The sequence below is a fragment of the Shimazuella kribbensis DSM 45090 genome (genome assembly GCF_000428065.1).
Lineage (GTDB): Bacteria > Bacillota > Bacilli > Thermoactinomycetales > Thermoactinomycetaceae > Shimazuella > Shimazuella kribbensis.
The window spans coordinates 446,167-464,028 of the sequence record NZ_ATZF01000002.1 but is presented as its reverse complement, the minus strand read 5'-3'; the positions used below and the strand labels follow the sequence as shown (position 1 = coordinate 464,028).

The 17,862-nt window shown below is 38.1% G+C and carries 17 protein-coding genes and 1 other annotated feature; of the genes, 14 read left to right on the top strand and 3 right to left on the bottom strand.

The window, feature by feature from the left end:
* The first annotated feature begins 82 nt into the window (after window positions 1–82).
* The 5 genes from A3GQ_RS0105755 (at window position 83) to deoC (ending at window position 6,658) form a co-directional block, all read left to right on the top strand.
* Window positions 83–2,215: a BglG family transcription antiterminator gene (locus A3GQ_RS0105755; RefSeq protein ID WP_051271246.1), complete on the top strand. Its 2,133-nt coding sequence runs from the start codon at window positions 83–85 to the stop codon at window positions 2,213–2,215.
* Between the two features lie 13 nt (window positions 2,216–2,228).
* Window positions 2,229–2,498: a PTS sugar transporter subunit IIB gene (locus A3GQ_RS0105750; protein WP_028776238.1), complete on the top strand. Its 270-nt coding sequence runs from the start codon at window positions 2,229–2,231 to the stop codon at window positions 2,496–2,498.
* A gap of 25 nt (window positions 2,499–2,523) precedes the next feature.
* A complete protein-coding gene (locus A3GQ_RS0105745; protein WP_028776237.1) occupies window positions 2,524–3,873 on the top strand; it encodes a PTS ascorbate transporter subunit IIC in 1,350 nt (449 codons plus the stop codon).
* An 82-nt stretch (window positions 3,874–3,955) separates the two neighbouring features.
* A complete protein-coding gene (gene tkt / locus A3GQ_RS0105740; RefSeq protein ID WP_028776236.1) occupies window positions 3,956–5,962 on the top strand; it encodes a transketolase in 2,007 nt (668 codons plus the stop codon).
* 24 nt (window positions 5,963–5,986) lie between these two features.
* Complete coding sequence (gene deoC, locus A3GQ_RS0105735) at window positions 5,987–6,658, top strand: deoxyribose-phosphate aldolase (RefSeq protein ID WP_028776235.1); 672 nt, start codon at window positions 5,987–5,989, stop codon at window positions 6,656–6,658.
* Window positions 6,659–6,710: 52 nt separating this feature from the next.
* On the opposite strand, the gene A3GQ_RS23530 is transcribed toward deoC, so the two are convergent.
* The gene (locus A3GQ_RS23530) at window positions 6,711–7,400 is read right to left on the bottom strand and encodes a 4'-phosphopantetheinyl transferase family protein (RefSeq protein WP_051271243.1); all 690 of its coding nucleotides are present in this window, start codon (window positions 7,398–7,400) and stop codon (window positions 6,711–6,713) included.
* Between the two features lie 147 nt (window positions 7,401–7,547).
* Here A3GQ_RS23530 and A3GQ_RS0105725 point away from each other — a divergent pair, with 147 nt between their 5' ends.
* From A3GQ_RS0105725 to A3GQ_RS0105705, 5 genes are all read left to right on the top strand, one after another.
* Complete coding sequence (locus tag A3GQ_RS0105725; RefSeq protein WP_028776234.1) at window positions 7,548–7,847, top strand: hypothetical protein; 300 nt, start codon at window positions 7,548–7,550, stop codon at window positions 7,845–7,847.
* Between the two features lie 82 nt (window positions 7,848–7,929).
* Window positions 7,930–8,120 (top strand) — a binding site (T-box leader).
* Between the two features lie 44 nt (window positions 8,121–8,164).
* Window positions 8,165–9,148, top strand: coding sequence for a tryptophan--tRNA ligase (gene trpS / locus A3GQ_RS0105720; protein WP_028776233.1), 984 nt, complete (start codon window positions 8,165–8,167; stop codon window positions 9,146–9,148).
* Between the two features lie 254 nt (window positions 9,149–9,402).
* On the top strand, window positions 9,403–9,849 hold the full coding sequence (locus A3GQ_RS0105715) for an SRPBCC domain-containing protein (RefSeq protein ID WP_028776232.1): 447 nt from the start codon (window positions 9,403–9,405) through the stop codon (window positions 9,847–9,849).
* A 196-nt stretch (window positions 9,850–10,045) separates the two neighbouring features.
* Entirely contained in the window at window positions 10,046–10,912 is an 867-nt protein-coding gene (locus A3GQ_RS0105710) for a hypothetical protein (RefSeq protein WP_028776231.1), read from the top strand.
* A 114-nt stretch (window positions 10,913–11,026) separates the two neighbouring features.
* Window positions 11,027–11,332 (top strand): hypothetical protein, encoded by a 306-nt coding sequence (locus A3GQ_RS0105705; RefSeq protein ID WP_169818252.1) that lies wholly within the window; start codon window positions 11,027–11,029, stop codon window positions 11,330–11,332.
* A gap of 174 nt (window positions 11,333–11,506) precedes the next feature.
* Here the strand turns inward: A3GQ_RS0105705 and A3GQ_RS26715 are convergent, their stop codons facing one another.
* Complete coding sequence (locus A3GQ_RS26715; protein ID WP_156877564.1) at window positions 11,507–11,650, bottom strand: hypothetical protein; 144 nt, start codon at window positions 11,648–11,650, stop codon at window positions 11,507–11,509.
* A 104-nt stretch (window positions 11,651–11,754) separates the two neighbouring features.
* Window positions 11,755–12,423, bottom strand: coding sequence for a DUF2238 domain-containing protein (locus tag A3GQ_RS23525; protein WP_051271242.1), 669 nt, complete (start codon window positions 12,421–12,423; stop codon window positions 11,755–11,757).
* Window positions 12,424–12,619: 196 nt separating this feature from the next.
* On the opposite strand from A3GQ_RS23525, the gene A3GQ_RS0105690 reads away from it, so the two are divergent.
* From A3GQ_RS0105690 to A3GQ_RS0105675, 4 genes are all read left to right on the top strand, one after another.
* Window positions 12,620–14,248, top strand: coding sequence for an FAD-dependent monooxygenase (locus tag A3GQ_RS0105690; protein ID WP_028776229.1), 1,629 nt, complete (start codon window positions 12,620–12,622; stop codon window positions 14,246–14,248).
* Between the two features lie 594 nt (window positions 14,249–14,842).
* Entirely contained in the window at window positions 14,843–15,253 is a 411-nt protein-coding gene (locus A3GQ_RS0105685) for a cupin domain-containing protein (protein ID WP_028776228.1), read from the top strand.
* 469 nt (window positions 15,254–15,722) lie between these two features.
* A complete protein-coding gene (locus tag A3GQ_RS0105680; RefSeq protein ID WP_028776227.1) occupies window positions 15,723–16,937 on the top strand; it encodes a Tm-1-like ATP-binding domain-containing protein in 1,215 nt (404 codons plus the stop codon).
* Window positions 16,938–16,945: 8 nt separating this feature from the next.
* On the top strand, window positions 16,946–17,788 hold the full coding sequence (locus A3GQ_RS0105675) for a phosphoenolpyruvate hydrolase family protein (RefSeq protein ID WP_028776226.1): 843 nt from the start codon (window positions 16,946–16,948) through the stop codon (window positions 17,786–17,788).
* The last annotated feature ends 74 nt before the right edge of the window (window positions 17,789–17,862 follow it).

Here is a 17,862-nt window from a genome sequence, read left to right as displayed (position 1 = left end):
ATCTATAGAAAAAGTGTAACATAGAAGTAGACGCATATAGCGTACAACTTCTGCACAGTCTAGATAGAGGGGAGGGATATCATTGGATGAACGAAGTGTTCACCTCTTAGCTCAATTGGTTCATAGCCATGGTCATGTACCGATTGAGGAGATCACCAATAAACTTCATATTTCGAGACGAACACTCTACTATGACATACAGAAAGCAAATGATTGGCTTACAGACAAAGGGCTAGAGCCAATTACCAATATTCGTTCGCGAGGGCTTTTTGTTCCAGATGAAACAAAACAAATGGTACCTTTGTTATTAAAAGATTTAAATACACAACAGTACTACTTTTCGGAAAAAGAGAGAAAAAATATATTAGCTGTTTCTTTTCTAACTATGAGCACTCCATTATTTCTTAAAGATTTAATAGAAAAGATCAAGGTTAGTAGAGGAACGACCATTCATGAAATAAACAAATTAAAGGAAGAATTTGCTTCGTTTCAACTCAACCTTCACTTTCAAAGAGGACACGGATATATAGTAGAAGGCGAAGAAAGCCAGAAACGAAAAGCATTGTTGCATTATTTATCCCATATGCTTACTACAAATGGTTGGAACAATCTGTTGAATGAGATTCAAGTGAGGATAAATGGTGAGTTTAATCAAGAGGCATTGGAAACGGAAAAAAATATACTATCGTTTATTCATGCGAATTTCCCTTCTATTGAAAAGCTGATTACAGAGAGCGTAACAAAGTATGGAATTCAGATCACGGATGAAATGTATCATCAATTATCTCTTCGGCTATTGATATTTAGTAAGCGCTTACTTGAAGGGAATGCGATCCAGATTGAAGAGGAAGAAAAGGATGTCTTGCAAACGACATCCGAATATGATGTAGCCAAGCATGTAGCAGAACAATTAAGTCAGATGTTTCTTCTTTCTTATCCGGAAGACGAGATAGCTTATCTGACTATGCACTTGCTAGGAATATCGATTCGCATGGACCAGTATGATTTGGATCAAAACGAAGTTACAAAAAACTTAAAATGGATTATCGAAAACATGGTATTTGATTTTCAACGATACGCCTGTGTGTTTTTTCAAGAGTCTCCCAAACTCAAAGAAGATTTGCTCAAACATCTCAAACAAACCTACTATCGACTCAAGTATGATTTGGTGATTGATAATCCGCTAATAGAGAGCATTCAGCAAACATATGGAGAAGTGTTTGAACTTACAAAAAAGGTTATCCATCATTTAGAAACCTATATTGGAAAAGCGCTCAATGAAGATGAAATCGGCTTCTTAGCGATGTATTTTGGCGGATGGCTCAAACGCGAAGGGACAACCCCGCAAGCCAGAAAGAGAGTAATGATTGTTTGTGGAAATGGTGTGTCTACTTCTCAATTGTTGCAGTCTCAAATTGAAAATTTATTAACAACCGTGGATGTGGTAGAAATTCTTTCCTTGAGAGAATTTGATCCATGCATGGAATATGATGTTGATTTTATTGTCTCTACGATTCCCATTCACCACGAGATTCCTGTTTTTCATGTCGATCCTATTCTTACCGATATGGAAAAAGAAACATTGTTGAATCAGTTTAATCTAGTAGTTCAACGCCGCAAGTCATGGTCTTCTAAACATTCCATTCCAGTTTTGATAGAGATCATTAAAAAACATGCCAAGATTCAAGATGAGACAAAGCTGATAGAAGAATTGACTCACTATATCTCTGTCGAAAAACAGATGATCAAAAAAGGGGTGAAACCAGTGCTACAAGATTTATTGACAGAAGATATGATCCAACTTCAACGAAAGCCAAAAGATTGGAAAGATGCAATTCAATTGGCATCACAACCATTGCTAGCCAATGGTGCAATACAAGAAAAATATGTGGACGCAATGATTAAAAATGTTATGGAATTGGGTCCTTATGTTGTGATTGCTCCTAAAATTGCGATCCCACATGCTAGACCAGAACAAGGTGTCAAACAAATGGGGATGAGCTTACTTACCTTGCAAGAGGGAGTATTTTTTGAGGGAAGTGATAATCCCGTTCAATTCATGATTGTCCTTGCTGCTGTAGATAAAGAGTCACATTTAAAAGCATTGGCACAGTTATCAGAACTTTTATCCCATGAAGCAGATGTCCATGAAATCATCGAAGCAAAAGACAAACAAATCGTATTGGATTTGATTTCTCAGTACTCACAACATTAGGAGGTAGGAAAGTATGAAAATTTTAGTAGTTTGTGGATCAGGATTGGGTAGCAGTTTTATGTTGGAGCTGAATGTGAAAAAGGCGATGAAAGAACTTGGCATTGATGCTGAAGTTACACACACAGATTTAACAACAGCGAAATCGGAACAAGCTGATTATTATATTGGATCAGGGGATATTATGGATCAGCTCAGCGGAGACCACAAGACGATTTCTTTAAAAAATATGTTTAACATGGATGAGCTAAAACAAGCATTGCAAGCAAATATTGCAGAAGCTTAAAAAGCACGAATAAGGGGGCTGTTTTATGCTTGACTTACTGATGAAAGACATCTTAGGTACACCTGCAATATTGGTAGGTCTTTTTGCACTCATTGGATTGTTGTTAGAGCGGAAAAGCGCAGCAGATACAGTAGCAGGTACCTTGAAAACGGTAATGGGTTTCTTTATTTTATCTGCTGGGGCTAGTGTTATCGTAGGGACACTTGATTTCTTTAGTAAGATGTTTGATAAAGGTTTCCAAATACAAGGGGTTATCCCGAATAACGAAGCAATCGTTGCATTAGCACAAAAGACATTTGCAACAGAAACGGCGATGATCATGCTATTTGGAATGATCGTTAACATTCTTTTGGCTCGTTTTACCCGTTTTCGCTATATTTTTTTAACTGGGCATCATACTTTATTTATGGCTTGTATGATTGGCGTTATTCTTTCTACAGGTGGCATCAAAGGAGTACCTTTGGTTGTGATCGGTTCTATCATTCTCGGTTTATTGATGGTGCTCATGCCTGCGCTATTACAGCCAACGGTAAGGAAAATCACTGGTTCCGATGATATTGCTGTAGGTCATTTTGGATCTGTAGGCTATTTTATCTCTGGAATGGTTGGGAAATATTTAGGAAATCCAAAGAAATCAACGGAAGATGTGAAAGTACCAAAAGGATTAGGATTTTTACGCGATACTTCTGTTGCGATATCCTTGACTATGGCGATCATGTTTTTCATTGTAGCTTTTGCTGCGGGGAAAACCTATATTGAGTCCGAATTAAGTGGAGGACAAAACTTTATCGTATTTGCTGTCACGCAAGCCATAACTTTTGCAGCCGGTGTCTACATTGTCCTTGCTGGTGTTCGATTGGTCATTGCAGAAATCGTTCCTGCGTTTAAGGGGATTGCAGATAAAGTAGTGCCGAACGCCACTCCAGCTCTTGACTGTCCAGCAGTATTCCCTTTTGCACCAAACGCTGTGATTATCGGCTTCTTGGCTAGTTTTGTAGCTGGAATCATCAGTATGTTTTTACTTCCTCTAGTTGGTCTGAAAGTGATTGTACCAGGATTAGTGCCGCACTTCTTCACAGGTGCGACAGCAGGAGTATTTGGAAATGCAACGGGGGGAAGAAGAGGTGCAGTACTTGGTTCCCTTGCCAATGGTTTCATCATTAGTTTCTTACCAGCGCTCCTATTACCTGTTCTTGGGTCACTAGGATTTCAAGGTACCACTTTTGGAGATGCAGACTTTGGAGCAGCAGGAATTATCTTAGGAAATCTGATTAAATTAAGTCCCATATTTGTTTACGCTGTTCCTGTTTTGGTAGTTCTGTTATTAGTTGTTCTTGGTATCATCAAAAACAACAAAGAAAAAATGGTTTCCTAAACAGATATGACCCCATTGCCACTCTCTTATTAGGAAAGAGTCGATGGGGTTCATGTATGGATCATACAAAGGATGAGATAATATGGTACAGCACAACGATATAGAACAATTAACCATGAATACCATTCGAACATTGTCCATTGATATGGTAGAACAGGCAAACTCTGGTCATCCTGGTATGCCCTTAGGTGCAACGCCAATGGCATATACGTTATGGACGAAATTTTTAAAGCACAATCCGGCAAATCCAAGTTGGTTTAATCGAGATCGATTTGTATTATCCGCTGGTCATGGCTCTCCACTACTTTATAGTATCCTGCATTTACTCGGTTATAATTTGACGATGGATGATTTGAAAAATTATCGTCAATGGGGGAGCATTACTCATGGACACCCAGAATATGGTTTTCCAGCAGGGATTGAAGCTACTACTGGACCGCTTGGACAAGGGATTGGCATGGCAGTCGGCATGGCAATGGCAGAAGCACATTTAGCAAAGGTTTACAATCGAGAACATTTTCCTATCCTCGATCATTACACCTATGTTTTGTGTGGAGATGGGGATGTGATGGAAGGGGTTACCGCTGAAGCTGCATCTTTGGCTGGACATTTAGGTTTAGGAAAACTCATTGTACTTTATGATTCCAATGATATTTGTCTGGATGGTGACTTAGATCAATCTTTTACTGAGAAGGTATCGGATCGCTTTGGCGCATATGGATGGCAATATTTACGGGTGGAGGATGGAAACGACCCATCTGCTATCGCGCAAAAAATAGAGGAAGCAAAAGCAGATCTGGATCATCCAACATTGATCGAAATCAAAACTGTAATTGGTTATGGAAGTCCAAATAAAGCTGGTAAATCAGCGGCACATGGTGCTCCGCTCGGAGCAGACGAAACAGAACAAACGAAAAAAGCACTTGGTTGGAGTTATCCTGCATTTACGGTTCCAGCAGAAGTGAAAACATATCTGGAACCTTGCATGAAAAATGGTGCAAAACAAGAAGAAGAGTGGAATCAATTACTTAATGAATACGAACAATCCTATCCTGAACTAGCCCGCCAATTCAAACAAGCAGTAGCAGGAGAACTGCCAGATGGATGGGACAAGAAACTCCCAACTTTTGATGCAAATGCAAAGCCTTTAGCAACTCGTGAAGCATCAGAAGTAATATTAAACGCCTTAGCAAATCGCATTCCATCATTGATGGGAGGATCAGCAGATTTAGCGTCTTCTAATAAAACGCATATGAAAGGTATTCCTATCTTTCATAAAGATACTTATGAAGGCAGAAATATTTGGTTTGGCATTCGGGAACATGCAATGGGTGCAGCTCTAAATGGACTGTCCTTGCATGGAGGAATTAGACCATATGGTGCAACATTCTTTGTTTTTTCCGATTACTTGCGCCCTGTATTTCGACTTGCGGCTATGATGAAACAACCTGTTATGTATATTTTTACTCATGATAGCATTGCTGTTGGTGAAGATGGACCTACCCATGAACCAGTTGAGCATCTTCCTTCTCTACGTGCCATCCCTGATCTAACTGTAATTCGACCAGCTGATGCTAGTGAAACAGTTGCGGGGTATCATTATGCAATGAGTCAATCGACTGGTCCTGTTGCCTTTGTTTTATCTCGTCAAAAACTTCCTCATCTGACTTATGATAAAGCAGCAGAAGGATTAGCTCGTGGAGCCTATGTGTTGACTGACCCAACGGATGGAAAAAAAGCCGAACTCATCATCATTGCTACCGGATCAGAGGTGAGTCTCGCAGTAGAAGCACATCATCAGCTAGCTGAAGTAGGTATTGCAACACGTGTGGTTAGTATGCCATGTTGGGAGCTTTTTGAGAAGCAGTCAGAAGAATATCGAAAAGCTGTACTGCCATCATCAATTCCGCATCGCTTGGCGATTGAGATGGCATATCCCCTTGGTTGGGAGCGTTATACTGGAAACGAAGGGAAAATCATGGGTGTCACTACATATGGAGCATCTGCTCCTGGTGAAGAAGTGATGAAACGGTACGGTTTTACTGTAGAAAACATTATAGTCCAAGCAAAGAAGCTAAAGGGTCAATGAGAAATTCAAAAGGAGATATTTTCGATGAAAGAATATGCTAGCTTGATCGATCACACATTATTAAAAGCAGAAGCTTCGACTTCGGATATTCAAAAACTAGCAACAGAGGCAAAAAAATATCATTTTGCATCTGTTTGCGTTCATCCGAGTCATGTTGCTACTGCATTTGAAGTATTACAGGATACACCAAGTGTAAAAGTTTGTACGGTTATTGGTTTTCCACTTGGTGCGACTTTGACAGAGGTAAAAGTTTTTGAGACCAAGCTAGCTATCGAGCAAGGTGCTACGGAAGTGGATATGGTTATTCATATTGGAGCTCTCAAGCAAGGCGATGATGAGTATGTTCGCAAAGACATACAAGCAGTAGTTCAAGAGGCAAGAGGAAAGGCATTAGTAAAAGTAATATTGGAAACTAGTTTATTGTCAGAAGAAGAAATTGTTCGTGCTTGCAGTCTTGCCATTCAAGCGGGTGCAGATTTTGTAAAGACATCTACAGGGTTTTCAACAGGCGGTGCGACTACGGAAGCAGTGGCATTGATGCGAAAAACAGTGGGTGATCAATTAGGAGTGAAGGCTTCTGGTGGTATTCGCAGTGCAGCAGATGTCCAAGCTATGGTGGAAGCAGGAGCAAATCGAATCGGAGCAAGTGCAGGTGTCGAGATTGTAACAGGTGGTCAAGCAGATACAAATTATTAATGGAATGGCAAAAAAGATTTCTCTTTCATAAATGCAAAGAGAAATCTTTTTGTTATATTTTTATTATTTCAACATGAAATCCTTTAGGGAGGGTTAAGGCACCTAAATAATTTTCATGTTCGAAACAATAAAGAGACCATTTATCTATATTACTAGGGTTTGATCGGTCTTCCAATAACTGCGCTCTCTCGTTTATGCTCATGGTTACTTGTTCAATGGGATAGGACAGTCCCATTCCGATGGCTTTAATGTAGGCTTCTTTGATAGTCCAAGCTCGATAAAAAGCTGTTTTTTGATCACGAGACTCCAAATCTCGAAAGTACTTGCTTTCTTTTTCTGATAAAAAATGTTTGGTTAAAGATACATAGTCATCTAAAACATGGATGTACTCAATATCAACACCAATCGGATGAGAGGAAACAGCTAGGGCTCCTAACTGACTGGAATGACTAAGGTTAAAATGGACATAGGAAGAAGGTGAGGATAAGGATGGTTTTCCATATGCGTTTTTTTCGTATTGAATCTCTTGTGGATCACATGCAAGGTAGGAAGAGAGTAATTGACGCATGATACCATGGCTTATCACAAACTTTTCCCGATCGGATGAGAAATGAAATTTTGCAGCTTTTTCTTGTTCTTCGATGGAAAGTATCGAAAGGAATTTGTTGTTTTTATAATCTTGTGGATCAATGGAAAACAGCCAAAGATCGACATGTTTGGTTGGAGATAAAATAGTAATCATAGTCCTTTCTTGATATGAGTTATCTTTTCTGTTCTCGGTAGAAGGATAAATACCTGCTGTTTCAATTTTACTATTATTTCGACTATCTATAGCTAACTATTTCAAATATAATAATAATATACGTTCAGTCTCGTGGAAGAGGTATCCTTGAAGATCAACATCACGCTGGAAGTTGGTCAGGAAATCGAAGGTGTTCTTTCTCAGGATGGGAAAGAATGGTGCTTCTCAGCCTCAGCGATGGAGGTAGAGAAGGGAGACAACTGCTTGTCCTTCACGGGTGACGCATATGTCTCTATTAACTGTAACTGCAAGATGAAGGGCCACGTCTTCACAGGCGATGTGGTGAATCTCTGCGAGGAGGGTATCCAGATTTTGGGGGGTAAGATGGATTCATTCCTGAATACTTTCCAAAAGATGGTCTACCCACCCGAGGTCCTGTTGCACTAACTGGCGTTGGGCTCTAGAATTTATTCTAGAGCCGCCAATTTTGACTTATACATTATGAGATGTTATCCTTTAGCAAAATACATAAAAAGCGTGGAACAAGAAAAGTACATTTTATCCCCCTTTTACAGAGAGCTTGTGGGTGGTGGAAACAAGCAAAGGAATAAAGTGGAATGGGCTTGGGAGCTTTTTTTGGTTTACTCACGATACGAGTACAAAGTGATTTTCTTACATGGAAAATAACTAGGGTGGCAACGCGGTCCATTCGTCCCTAATTTTAGGGCGAAATGGGCTTTTTTATTTGGAGGAGGAAATATCAGATGGCAGTAGTATTCTCAGGAGTTCAACCAAGTGGAACACTAACATTGGGTAATTATTTGGGTGCAATCAAACATTTTGTTGATTTTCAAGAGGAAGAGCAAAGCTTTTTTTGTATCGTCAATCAACATGCGATTACCGTACCACAAGATCCTACCCAATTACGTGAAAATACGAGAAATTTGGCTGCTCTCTATTTGGCTGTTGGACTTGATCCGGCAAAAACAACGTTGTTTGTCCAATCCGAAGTAGCAGAACATGCTCAATTAGCATGGATCATGCAGACTATATCTTATGTCGGCGAACTAGAGAGAATGACTCAATTTAAAGAAAAAGCGCAAGATAAAGGAGAATCGATTCCTGCTGGTCTACTGACTTATCCCCCATTGATGGCAGCAGATATGCTGCTTTACAAAGCGACCGATGTTCCTGTTGGGGATGATCAAAAACAACATATCGAGATAACACGCGATTTGGCACAACGTTTTAACCATCGGTATGGAGAGGTTTTTCCACTACCTAAAATCCGTACTCCAAAAGTAGGGGCGCGTATTATGTCTTTGCAAGATCCTACCAAAAAAATGAGCAAGTCAGACCCAAATCAAAATGCCACCATTCGTCTGCTGGATACTGAAAAAGAAATTATGAAAAAGCTAAAGCGTGCACAGACTGATTCAGATAATACGATTCGCTTTGATAAAGAGGTAAAGCCTGGAGTCTCCAATCTGTTGGCGATTTACTCCTTATGTACAGGAAAAAGTATCGAGCAATTAGAGCAGGAATACGAAGGAAAAGGCTACGGCCATCTCAAAGTAGACACAGCAGAAGCAGTCATCGAAGTACTTCGCCCTATTCAAGCTAGGTTTCAAGAACTGATCTCCACATCGGAACTGGATCGTATTTTGGATGAAGGAGCAGCGAAAGCGAGAGAAGTAGCCTCTGTAACGATGAGAGAAGTGGAACAAGCAATGGGCTTAAGAAGGTAAATTTCCTATCTTTCAGTTGTTTATATTAGACTTTGATAGAATTTTGGGTGATTTCCTGATTGCTATGAGTTAGCGGCCGTCTGTCATCTTCGGATGCAGTCGGTCACACTAATTATATCCATTGAATTCTGAAAATTTTGTATATATTTTGGAATACTGGAGATATTTCATCTAGTATGCCAAATTCCCTGACACGTTCTGTCAGTGATGTTATGTTTTAATGTAGGTGTATCACGCATAGGGGGGTTGTGAAAATGGATTTAAAGTATGAAATATATATTGATGGTACATTGGAGCAAGTTTGGAATGCGCTAGTTGATCCGGAGTATGTCAAACAAATGTACTTCGGCAGTGTAATCGAGTCTACATTTAAAGTAGGAGATACATTAGCTTATGTAGGACCTGGTGCTGATGGTGATCAAACAATACATGTGTATGGGAAAATATTAGCGTTTAAGCCTAATTCGTTATTGAGTTTTACTCATTTTACAGGAAAAGTGTATAATCCTGATACGGAAAATTTTGAGTCTCGTATTACTTATTCCTTGGATCAAGCAGGGGAAGTGGTCAAATTGACACTTGTTCATGATCAATGGACAGATAATGATCCTTCTTATTTAGGAAGTCAAAAATATTGGCCTATTGGACTTTCTATGATGAAGACTTTGATCGAGACGGGAAAGTTGCTGAAAATTAGTTAATCGTATAAGGTGAATATTAGATCATGAAGCAAATATAAAATCAGATTACAACAAATATGTGATTCCTCATAAAGTGCACTAGCGTATGGGATTATCTTCGGATGAATCTAGCACGTTAGTGCTTTTTCATACGAAAATATATAACGTCAGAAAATTGATATAATATAGACAAGCAAATGGTATTAGGAGTGTTCCTTTGAATAAAAAAATATGGTTATGGCTCATTAGTATTTTTACATTTATTGGCGTTGGTTTGATCTATTCCTTTGTTCTTACATTCTGGTTATCAAAAAATTATAGCCCTGAGGTGGATGCAGCAGTCATCACTGCTTTGGTAACGATCCCTTTGGGATTAGCAACTTTATTAGGGACTGTATGGATTTCAGTAGTCTCGAACAGGAAAACGGTGGAGACTGCCATGATGCAACAAAGAACAACTATTAGAGACCAGTTGTTTATAAAAAGGATTGAAGTGTATAACGAATTACTCAAACAAACATGGAGATATTATCAATTCAATCAGGAGAAAGAAGAGAATATAAAAAAATATGAAACATATGTAAATTGGTTATATGAGTTTTACTTTGAGAATTTGGTTTACCTTAGTAAGGATATACGATTATTAATCCAATCGTATGTAACAACTTCTCCTTTTTCTCAGCATGCTAACTTTATTGATCCTGTTATTCATTTAAGAGATTGCGAAGAAATATATAAGAAAACCGACTGTTTCCTAAAAGAGCATAATTTGAAAATAAATGCATTCGATATCATTTTGACCATAAATTCGATAAATCAAATACCACATAAATGGTTTAAACAAAATCTAAACGTCAATATAAAAGATCCAAGTGTAAAGAAAGATGTTATCTTAAAAAGATTTGTGGGCTTTCTATATGACAAAAGATTTAAAAAAGATATTCATATTTATGAAGGTCATCATTTATGGGCAGAAGGAATTGCCAATGTCTATATTTATTTGAACTATTTGATAATGCAGGAGTTAGATTTTAAGTATATTGAAACAGATATTCATCATTTGTATTATCAAGAAAATAGGTAGGAGGAATCCGTAATTATAAAATCTTTACTAACAACAAGTTGGTATACCAATTGGGATATGTGGAGTGCGGCAGGACAATGGGTAGGTGGCCTTGGAACGATAATAGCAGTTTGGATGGCATTAAAACAGATAAATGAAACAAGAAGGTTGCAGTACGAGCTTTTAAAGCCAGAAATTGATCTTTATGCGTCTCCAGAAGGCGTTGTATATCAAGCTGGTGGCCTATCAATGGCAAAGCAATTGAGTTTGGATGCGTTTAAACTTGTGATGAATAGCGAATTTAAGATAAGGAGAAAAAACAGCTCGATTGACAATATCGAATCCATTGTGGTGGGCCGGAAGAGGAGTGATCTTGGTTTTCTAAGCGAACATGATCTGCTGATGTATTTGGATTTTCGGCAGGCCATCCATTTTTACTGAACAAAAGTTTACTTGTGTTTTATCCTTTATCTCCATCATTACGGTTGGTGAGATGTGAAAAACGGAAGAGTGATAAAACAAAAAACCAATCTACGGTGGACGAGATTGGTTTGGTAAAAGAAATGCTTGGATAAAGTATATTTCTTTTTCTGTAAAGTAATGAAAAGAACAGTTCTACATATCAAGATAATCCCATAAGGATTGATGATCTTTTTCCTTATCCTCAGATTCTAAAGTAGTTCGATTGCTGTCTTCTTTATTGTGAAGTTTATCAGGGAGATCAAGCAAAGATTGTAGAGTAATTTGTTTTACGTCCATAAAATGTAACACCTCAAAAGTTCAAAAAATCAACATTCTCCATTGTACCACAGATGATCAAACTCAAATAGACTGGACACCATACAACTAGAGAGTGATAAGATTTATCCAGAAAATGCTTTTTCCTCTTCCTCTACTTGCTTGTTTGATTTCGCTTGGGTTGAAAGTAAAAGGGATTGTTTTATCTTTTTTATACCCCATGTAAACAATATCATTAAAATACTTCCATACAATGCTAGTTCCATATCGTGTTGGGTATCCCATTGATCTCCTTGAATTCCAATAAACTTGGCTCCTTGTTCAGGGGCAACAATCATCGTTACCCACATTTCAATCAATTCGTAAAATGCTCCCGCAGAAAAGATAGTAAGAACAGAAATATATGCATACATTTTCTTAGGTAAATTTAAAAATTGCTGATACCATTCTTTTATAGGAATTACCATTAATAGTCCAAAAGAAAAATGAACAACACGATCATAGTATGCTCGATCCAATTCAAACCATTGTTTTAGCCAAGGATCAATTGGTGTTTGGTAGGAATAATGAGATCCGATGGTGTGCAGAGTTAGGTAGAGCATTATGCAAAAATAAGCAAAAGTAGTAAAAGAAAAATAACGATGTAAGAAGGCAAACACTACCAGAAAAACGATAATAAGTAGATTTTCCAAAAACCAACCAAAACGATCAACTGGTGACCATGCAGCCCATAGCCAAATTGCGGTATAACCAATAATCATTGTAAGTAAAGGCCATTGACTTAAGCGTTTCAAATGAAAATCCTCCTTGGATTTAAAAGAATGTCACTATGCATTATATATGAAAAGTTTCATAAAATAAAAAATATTATTCATTCAATCAAATCATTTCTATTTGCATTTGGTAGAGTATTATTCATATTCTGTTCATATACAAAGGTTATTATTAATTCAACAAAAAATACAACATATAACCTTGGAGGCAATCAACTTGAAAAAGCAACAAATTCCAGTATTGATCATAGGCGGAGGATTAGTCGGTTTATCAACAGCCTTGTTTTTAAGCCATCATAACATTGATTATCGCGTGATTGAGCGTCATCGTGGAACATCCATTCATCCAAAAGCGCGTGGAATCAATACACGATCGATGGAGTTATTTCGCCCCTTTCAGATTGAAGAGAAGATCCGCGTAGCAGGCGCAGGCTTAAACAAAGGTGGCGGTCGTTTGCTTCACGCAAATACACTGCTTGAAGCGGATTTCTCTACCATGAAAAACTTGATTCAAAAGCTGGAGGCTGAAAATGTCCAACTCAGCCCAACAATTGGTAGTTTCACGACCCAAGATTTGATGGAACCAATCTTATTACAGGCGATTCAAGAACGCCAAGGAGATATTCAATTTAATATGGAATTGGTTTCATTTACTCAAGATGAAATAGGAGTTACAGCACTCATCCAAAATCGTGAAACAGGCATTCGCGAAACGATCTACGCGCAATATTTGATCGCAGCCGATGGTGCGAATAGTAGGATTCGCCAAGCATTAGAAATCCAAATGAGTGGACGCGGAACGCTTAGTTATAATATGAATATGTATTTTCGTGCTAATTTGAATCCATACGTTGAGGGTCATGAGTTTAGCATTTGTAATATTAATCATCCAGAGGCGAATGGAACGTTGGTATCAATCAATTATGATGACGATCTTTGGACTTTTCATGTGAATTTTGATCCGGCCAAGGGAGAAAGCTTGAGCGATTTTACTGATGAGCGCTGTATTCAACTAATCCGTACAGCAGTGGGTAATCCTGAGCTTGATGTGGAGATAATCAGTGTTCTACCTTGGGAAGCAGCGGTAAAGGTGGCGGATCATTTTCAAGTCGGTCGTATCTTTTTAGTCGGAGATGCGGCACATCTCATGCCACCTACTGGAGGTTTTGGTGGGAACTCAGGAATCGCGGATGGACATAACTTAGCTTGGAAATTAGCTGCTGTTCTAAAAGGTACAGCTTCATCTGGACTCTTAAACACATATGAGATAGAACGAAAAGCAGTTTCTCTCTTTACCACCGAGCAAGCTGGTCTGATTGCGAATACAGGACAGCTTAATATGGTTAGTAAAAAAGAGGGGAAAGCTCCTGTTGTTAGTAATAATCATGTTATTATGCGGTACCAATATCGTTCATCAGCAGTCATCACAGAGCACTCGGATCCAGAAAACAATGGTATATTACCTTATGTAGATCAATTGGATGGGAAACCAGGAACACGTGCCCCCCATCTCTGGTTAGAACAAAATGGACAGCCTATTTCTACTATTGATCTCTTTAACAAAAACTATGTCCTTTTAACCGATGAAGACAGTACATGGACCCATACCGCACAAGATGTGTCTGCTGAACTAAATCTTCCAATCGATATATTCTCTATTGGACAAACAGGAAACTTACAAGATCCTGAAAATCAGTGGCACAAAACCTATCGGATTTCAGAAGGTGGAGCTGTACTCATCCGCCCAGATGGTTTTGTCGCTTGGCGTTCTGGTCAGGTAGAAAATACAACCGAGATTTTGCTAACAGTGATGAAACAATTGTTATCTTTAGAAAAAAATAATTAAAAATATTTTGCTAGTCGGTTATTAACATCATTTTGTTTACCATCCATTTATTGGGTATCGATAAAATGAATATGGAGAAAAATTGGTGTTTATTGAAGTGAAATCTAACTAACTCTCACCTATTGGATTAACACAAAAAGGAAAATTCACTAGAGTAATGTCCTATTTTCATGATTGACCACAAACTATGGAAAACATTAGTACCTCCTTTCTCTCGTAATATATTGATACTTGGATATATTCGAGAGAGAGGAGGTTCATTTGACTTCTGATTCTGTTTTAAACTCGCTTGTGAATTGGGATGCATCCCGATTTTGTATTCAGGAAAAGGACAATTCATATCATTACTGCTGTTCCATTGTGATTGGGTTGGTAGTTCCATTCTCAATGGTGATTTCTCATTGCTGTTACTTGTTTCTGCAATTCCTTCTCATAATTGATGATTAACTTTGTTTCGACTGTTTCTGCACTTGCTTTTAGGAAAGAACAACCTTAAAAACATAGCAGGATTTCATCTGGAAATGAGGAATATATGTATAATCAATTGAAATAATATTAAAAAAATTTATAACATCAATCGAGGGGGAGTTACAGATGAAAACAATTAAACCAAATAATGTGCCCACTCATTCTTTTGATTGGGGTTTAATCAAATGGTTTATTACGCCTGATCAAAATGAAGGAGCTAGTCTTACTTTTGGTGAAGTGATTTTACTTCCAAATCAAGGCCATGATCGCCATAATCATCCTGATGCTGAAGAAATACTTTATGTTTTGTCTGGAGAGGGCAATCAAATGATAGATGATGAAGAATTTTTTGCGATTAAAGCAGGGGATGTCATCTATATCCCCAAAGGAATCTATCACGCCACCTATAACTCTAGTTGGGAACCGCTTCGTCTTTTGGCGTTTTATAATCCTGGAGGTTCAGAAAAAGCATTAACACAATTACCTGATTTCAAAGAAATAGAAGCCGGAAAAGTTCAAACATTTATACGGGAGTAGAAGAATGGAAAAAATAGTACAGGGGCGAACTCTTCATTAGGAGTACTCCTTACATTTTAGTTTTGTTAAATCAAAAAGATGGTACATTCCAATATTTTAGCTGAATCCTTTGGTTTCATTCTCTGGATTTGTTGGGATAGGATATTGCTCTTATAGAAACAAGAAGTCATTACTAGCTGATCTGACAAAACTTTGTCCATCATAGATCTATTAGGTTGGATTGAACCAATTGACAAAAATTCAGTTCATAGTAGTTTGGAAATTCGATAACATTTAAAAACTTGCAAAATATGGCAGGTTTTCTTTTTCTTATTTTTGTTTGTGGTATTTCGTTTTCCGATATTTGACATAATATCTTTAATTTTTCTTTTTCTCTCTATATGAAGAGCAGTATTTGTAATAATATAATAATTAAATATAGTTTAATAATACTCCATCCATTTCATGTTATTTGAGGAGGGAAGAGCAAATGACTAAAACAATTGCTGTCATAGGAGCTATGGATACGAAAGGAAATGACTATCTCTTTGTTAGAAGAGAGATCGAACAAAGGGGTTACCGTACACTTGTCATCAATACAGGTGTTCTTGGAGAGCCGACATTAGAAGTGGATGTTACTGCGAGTCAAGTAGCTAATGCAGGTGGATCTTCTTTAGAGAAACTAAGAAAACGAAGAGATAAATCTATAGCGATGAATGTGATGACAAAGGGAATCGCTATCATCATGAAAAAATTGTTTGAAAAAGGTCAAATCCATGCTGGTTTTTCGATGGGTGGTACAAACGGTACTATTATTGGTACGGCTGGATTAAGAGCACTTCCTATCGGAGTTCCAAAAGTTATGGTTAGCACGGTAGCTGCTGGGGATACAGTGCCATATGTGGGATTTAGTGATGTGGTAATGTTTCCATCCGTGCTAGATGTATCAGGGTTAAATCGGGTTAGTGCACAGATTTATGCAAATGCAGTAGGAGCAATTATTGGTATGGTACAGACTGGAGTTCCTAAAATAGAAAGTAAACCGATTATAACGGCTTCGATGTTTGGAAACACAACAACACTTGTAAATAAGTGTAAGAGCAGGTTAGAGGATGAAGGTTTTGAGATGATGGTGTTTCATGCTACGGGTACTGGTGGGAAAACGATGGAATCTCTTATTGAAAAAGGGTTTATCAGAGGTGTGCTGGATGTGACTCCAACAGAACTAGCAGATTATTTAGTTGGAGGAGTTTTAAATGCTGGACCAACGCGTTTAGATGCTGCAGCAAAAAAAGGTATTCCACAAGTAATAGCACCTGGATGTTTAGATATGGTTAATTTTTGGGGCATACATACTGTACCAGATCGATTTAAGAACCGGCAACTTTATGAATGGAACTCGAACGTTACATTAATGCGTACTACCCCAGATGAAAATAATAGATTAGGTTCTTTATTAGCAAGAAAATTAAATCGGGCATCAGGACCAGTAGCAGTTTTTTTACCTTTAAAAGGAATTTCAGAATTAGATTCCCCAAGAGGAATTTTTTGGAACCCAGAAGCAAATGATGCTTTATTTCAGGCGATTAAAGATGAAATTCATAATAATATACCTGTCTATGAAATTGATTGCAACATCAACGATGAAGAGTTTTCTAACAGAGTAAGTGGAAAATTACTTGAATTCCTTGAAGACGAAAGGTAGGTCTAAGTATGCCATTTATTGCACGTAAGGAAGCATTAGAAAAACTTCATGTCACCGTAGAGGAAGGCAAAGCGGTTCTTGGTTGTGGGGCAGGAAGTGGAATCTCAGCTAAATTTGCTGAGCGCGGCGGTGCTGATCTAATCATTATTTATAACTCTGGTCGCTACCGCATGGCAGGACGCGGATCACTTGCAGGGTTACTTCCATATGGAGATGCGAATCAAATCGTGATGGAGATGGCAAATGAGGTTTTACCGATCGTACAATCTACTCCTGTGTTAGCAGGTGTGTGTGGAACGGATCCTTTCCGACAAATGCCTGTCTTTTTACGCCAATTAAAAGAAATGGGTTTTGATGGAGTGCAAAATTTTCCTACAGTTGGTCTGATAGATGGTGTATTCCGACAAAATTTAGAAGAAACAGGGATGGGTTTTGACTTAGAGGTAGAGATGATTCGTCAAGCACATGAACTCGATTTACTCACCTGCCCTTATGTTTTTGATGAAACACAAGCTATGGCGATGACTCAAGCGGGTGCCGATGTTTTAGTAGCTCATATGGGTTTGACTACCAAAGGTTCGATTGGAGCGGAAACTGCTTTAACATTAGAGAAATCGGCTGAGCGAATTCAATCCATTCACGATGCCGCAAGAAAAGTAAATCCATCTATCTTGATCTTATGTCATGGTGGTCCAATTGCGGAGCCATCGGATGTAGAGGAAATTTTTCATTTAACAAATGGAATAGCAGGATTCTTTGGAGCCTCTAGTATCGAACGTTTAGCGACTGAAGTTGCTATCCAATCACAAGTAGAACAATTTAAAGGGTTAGCAAGAGAGATAAAAACATAATTATTCTAGTTGCATTGTAGTAAATCTTTCTCTATTTAGTTTATATACATGAATCAAGCAAATGAAGTATCTGC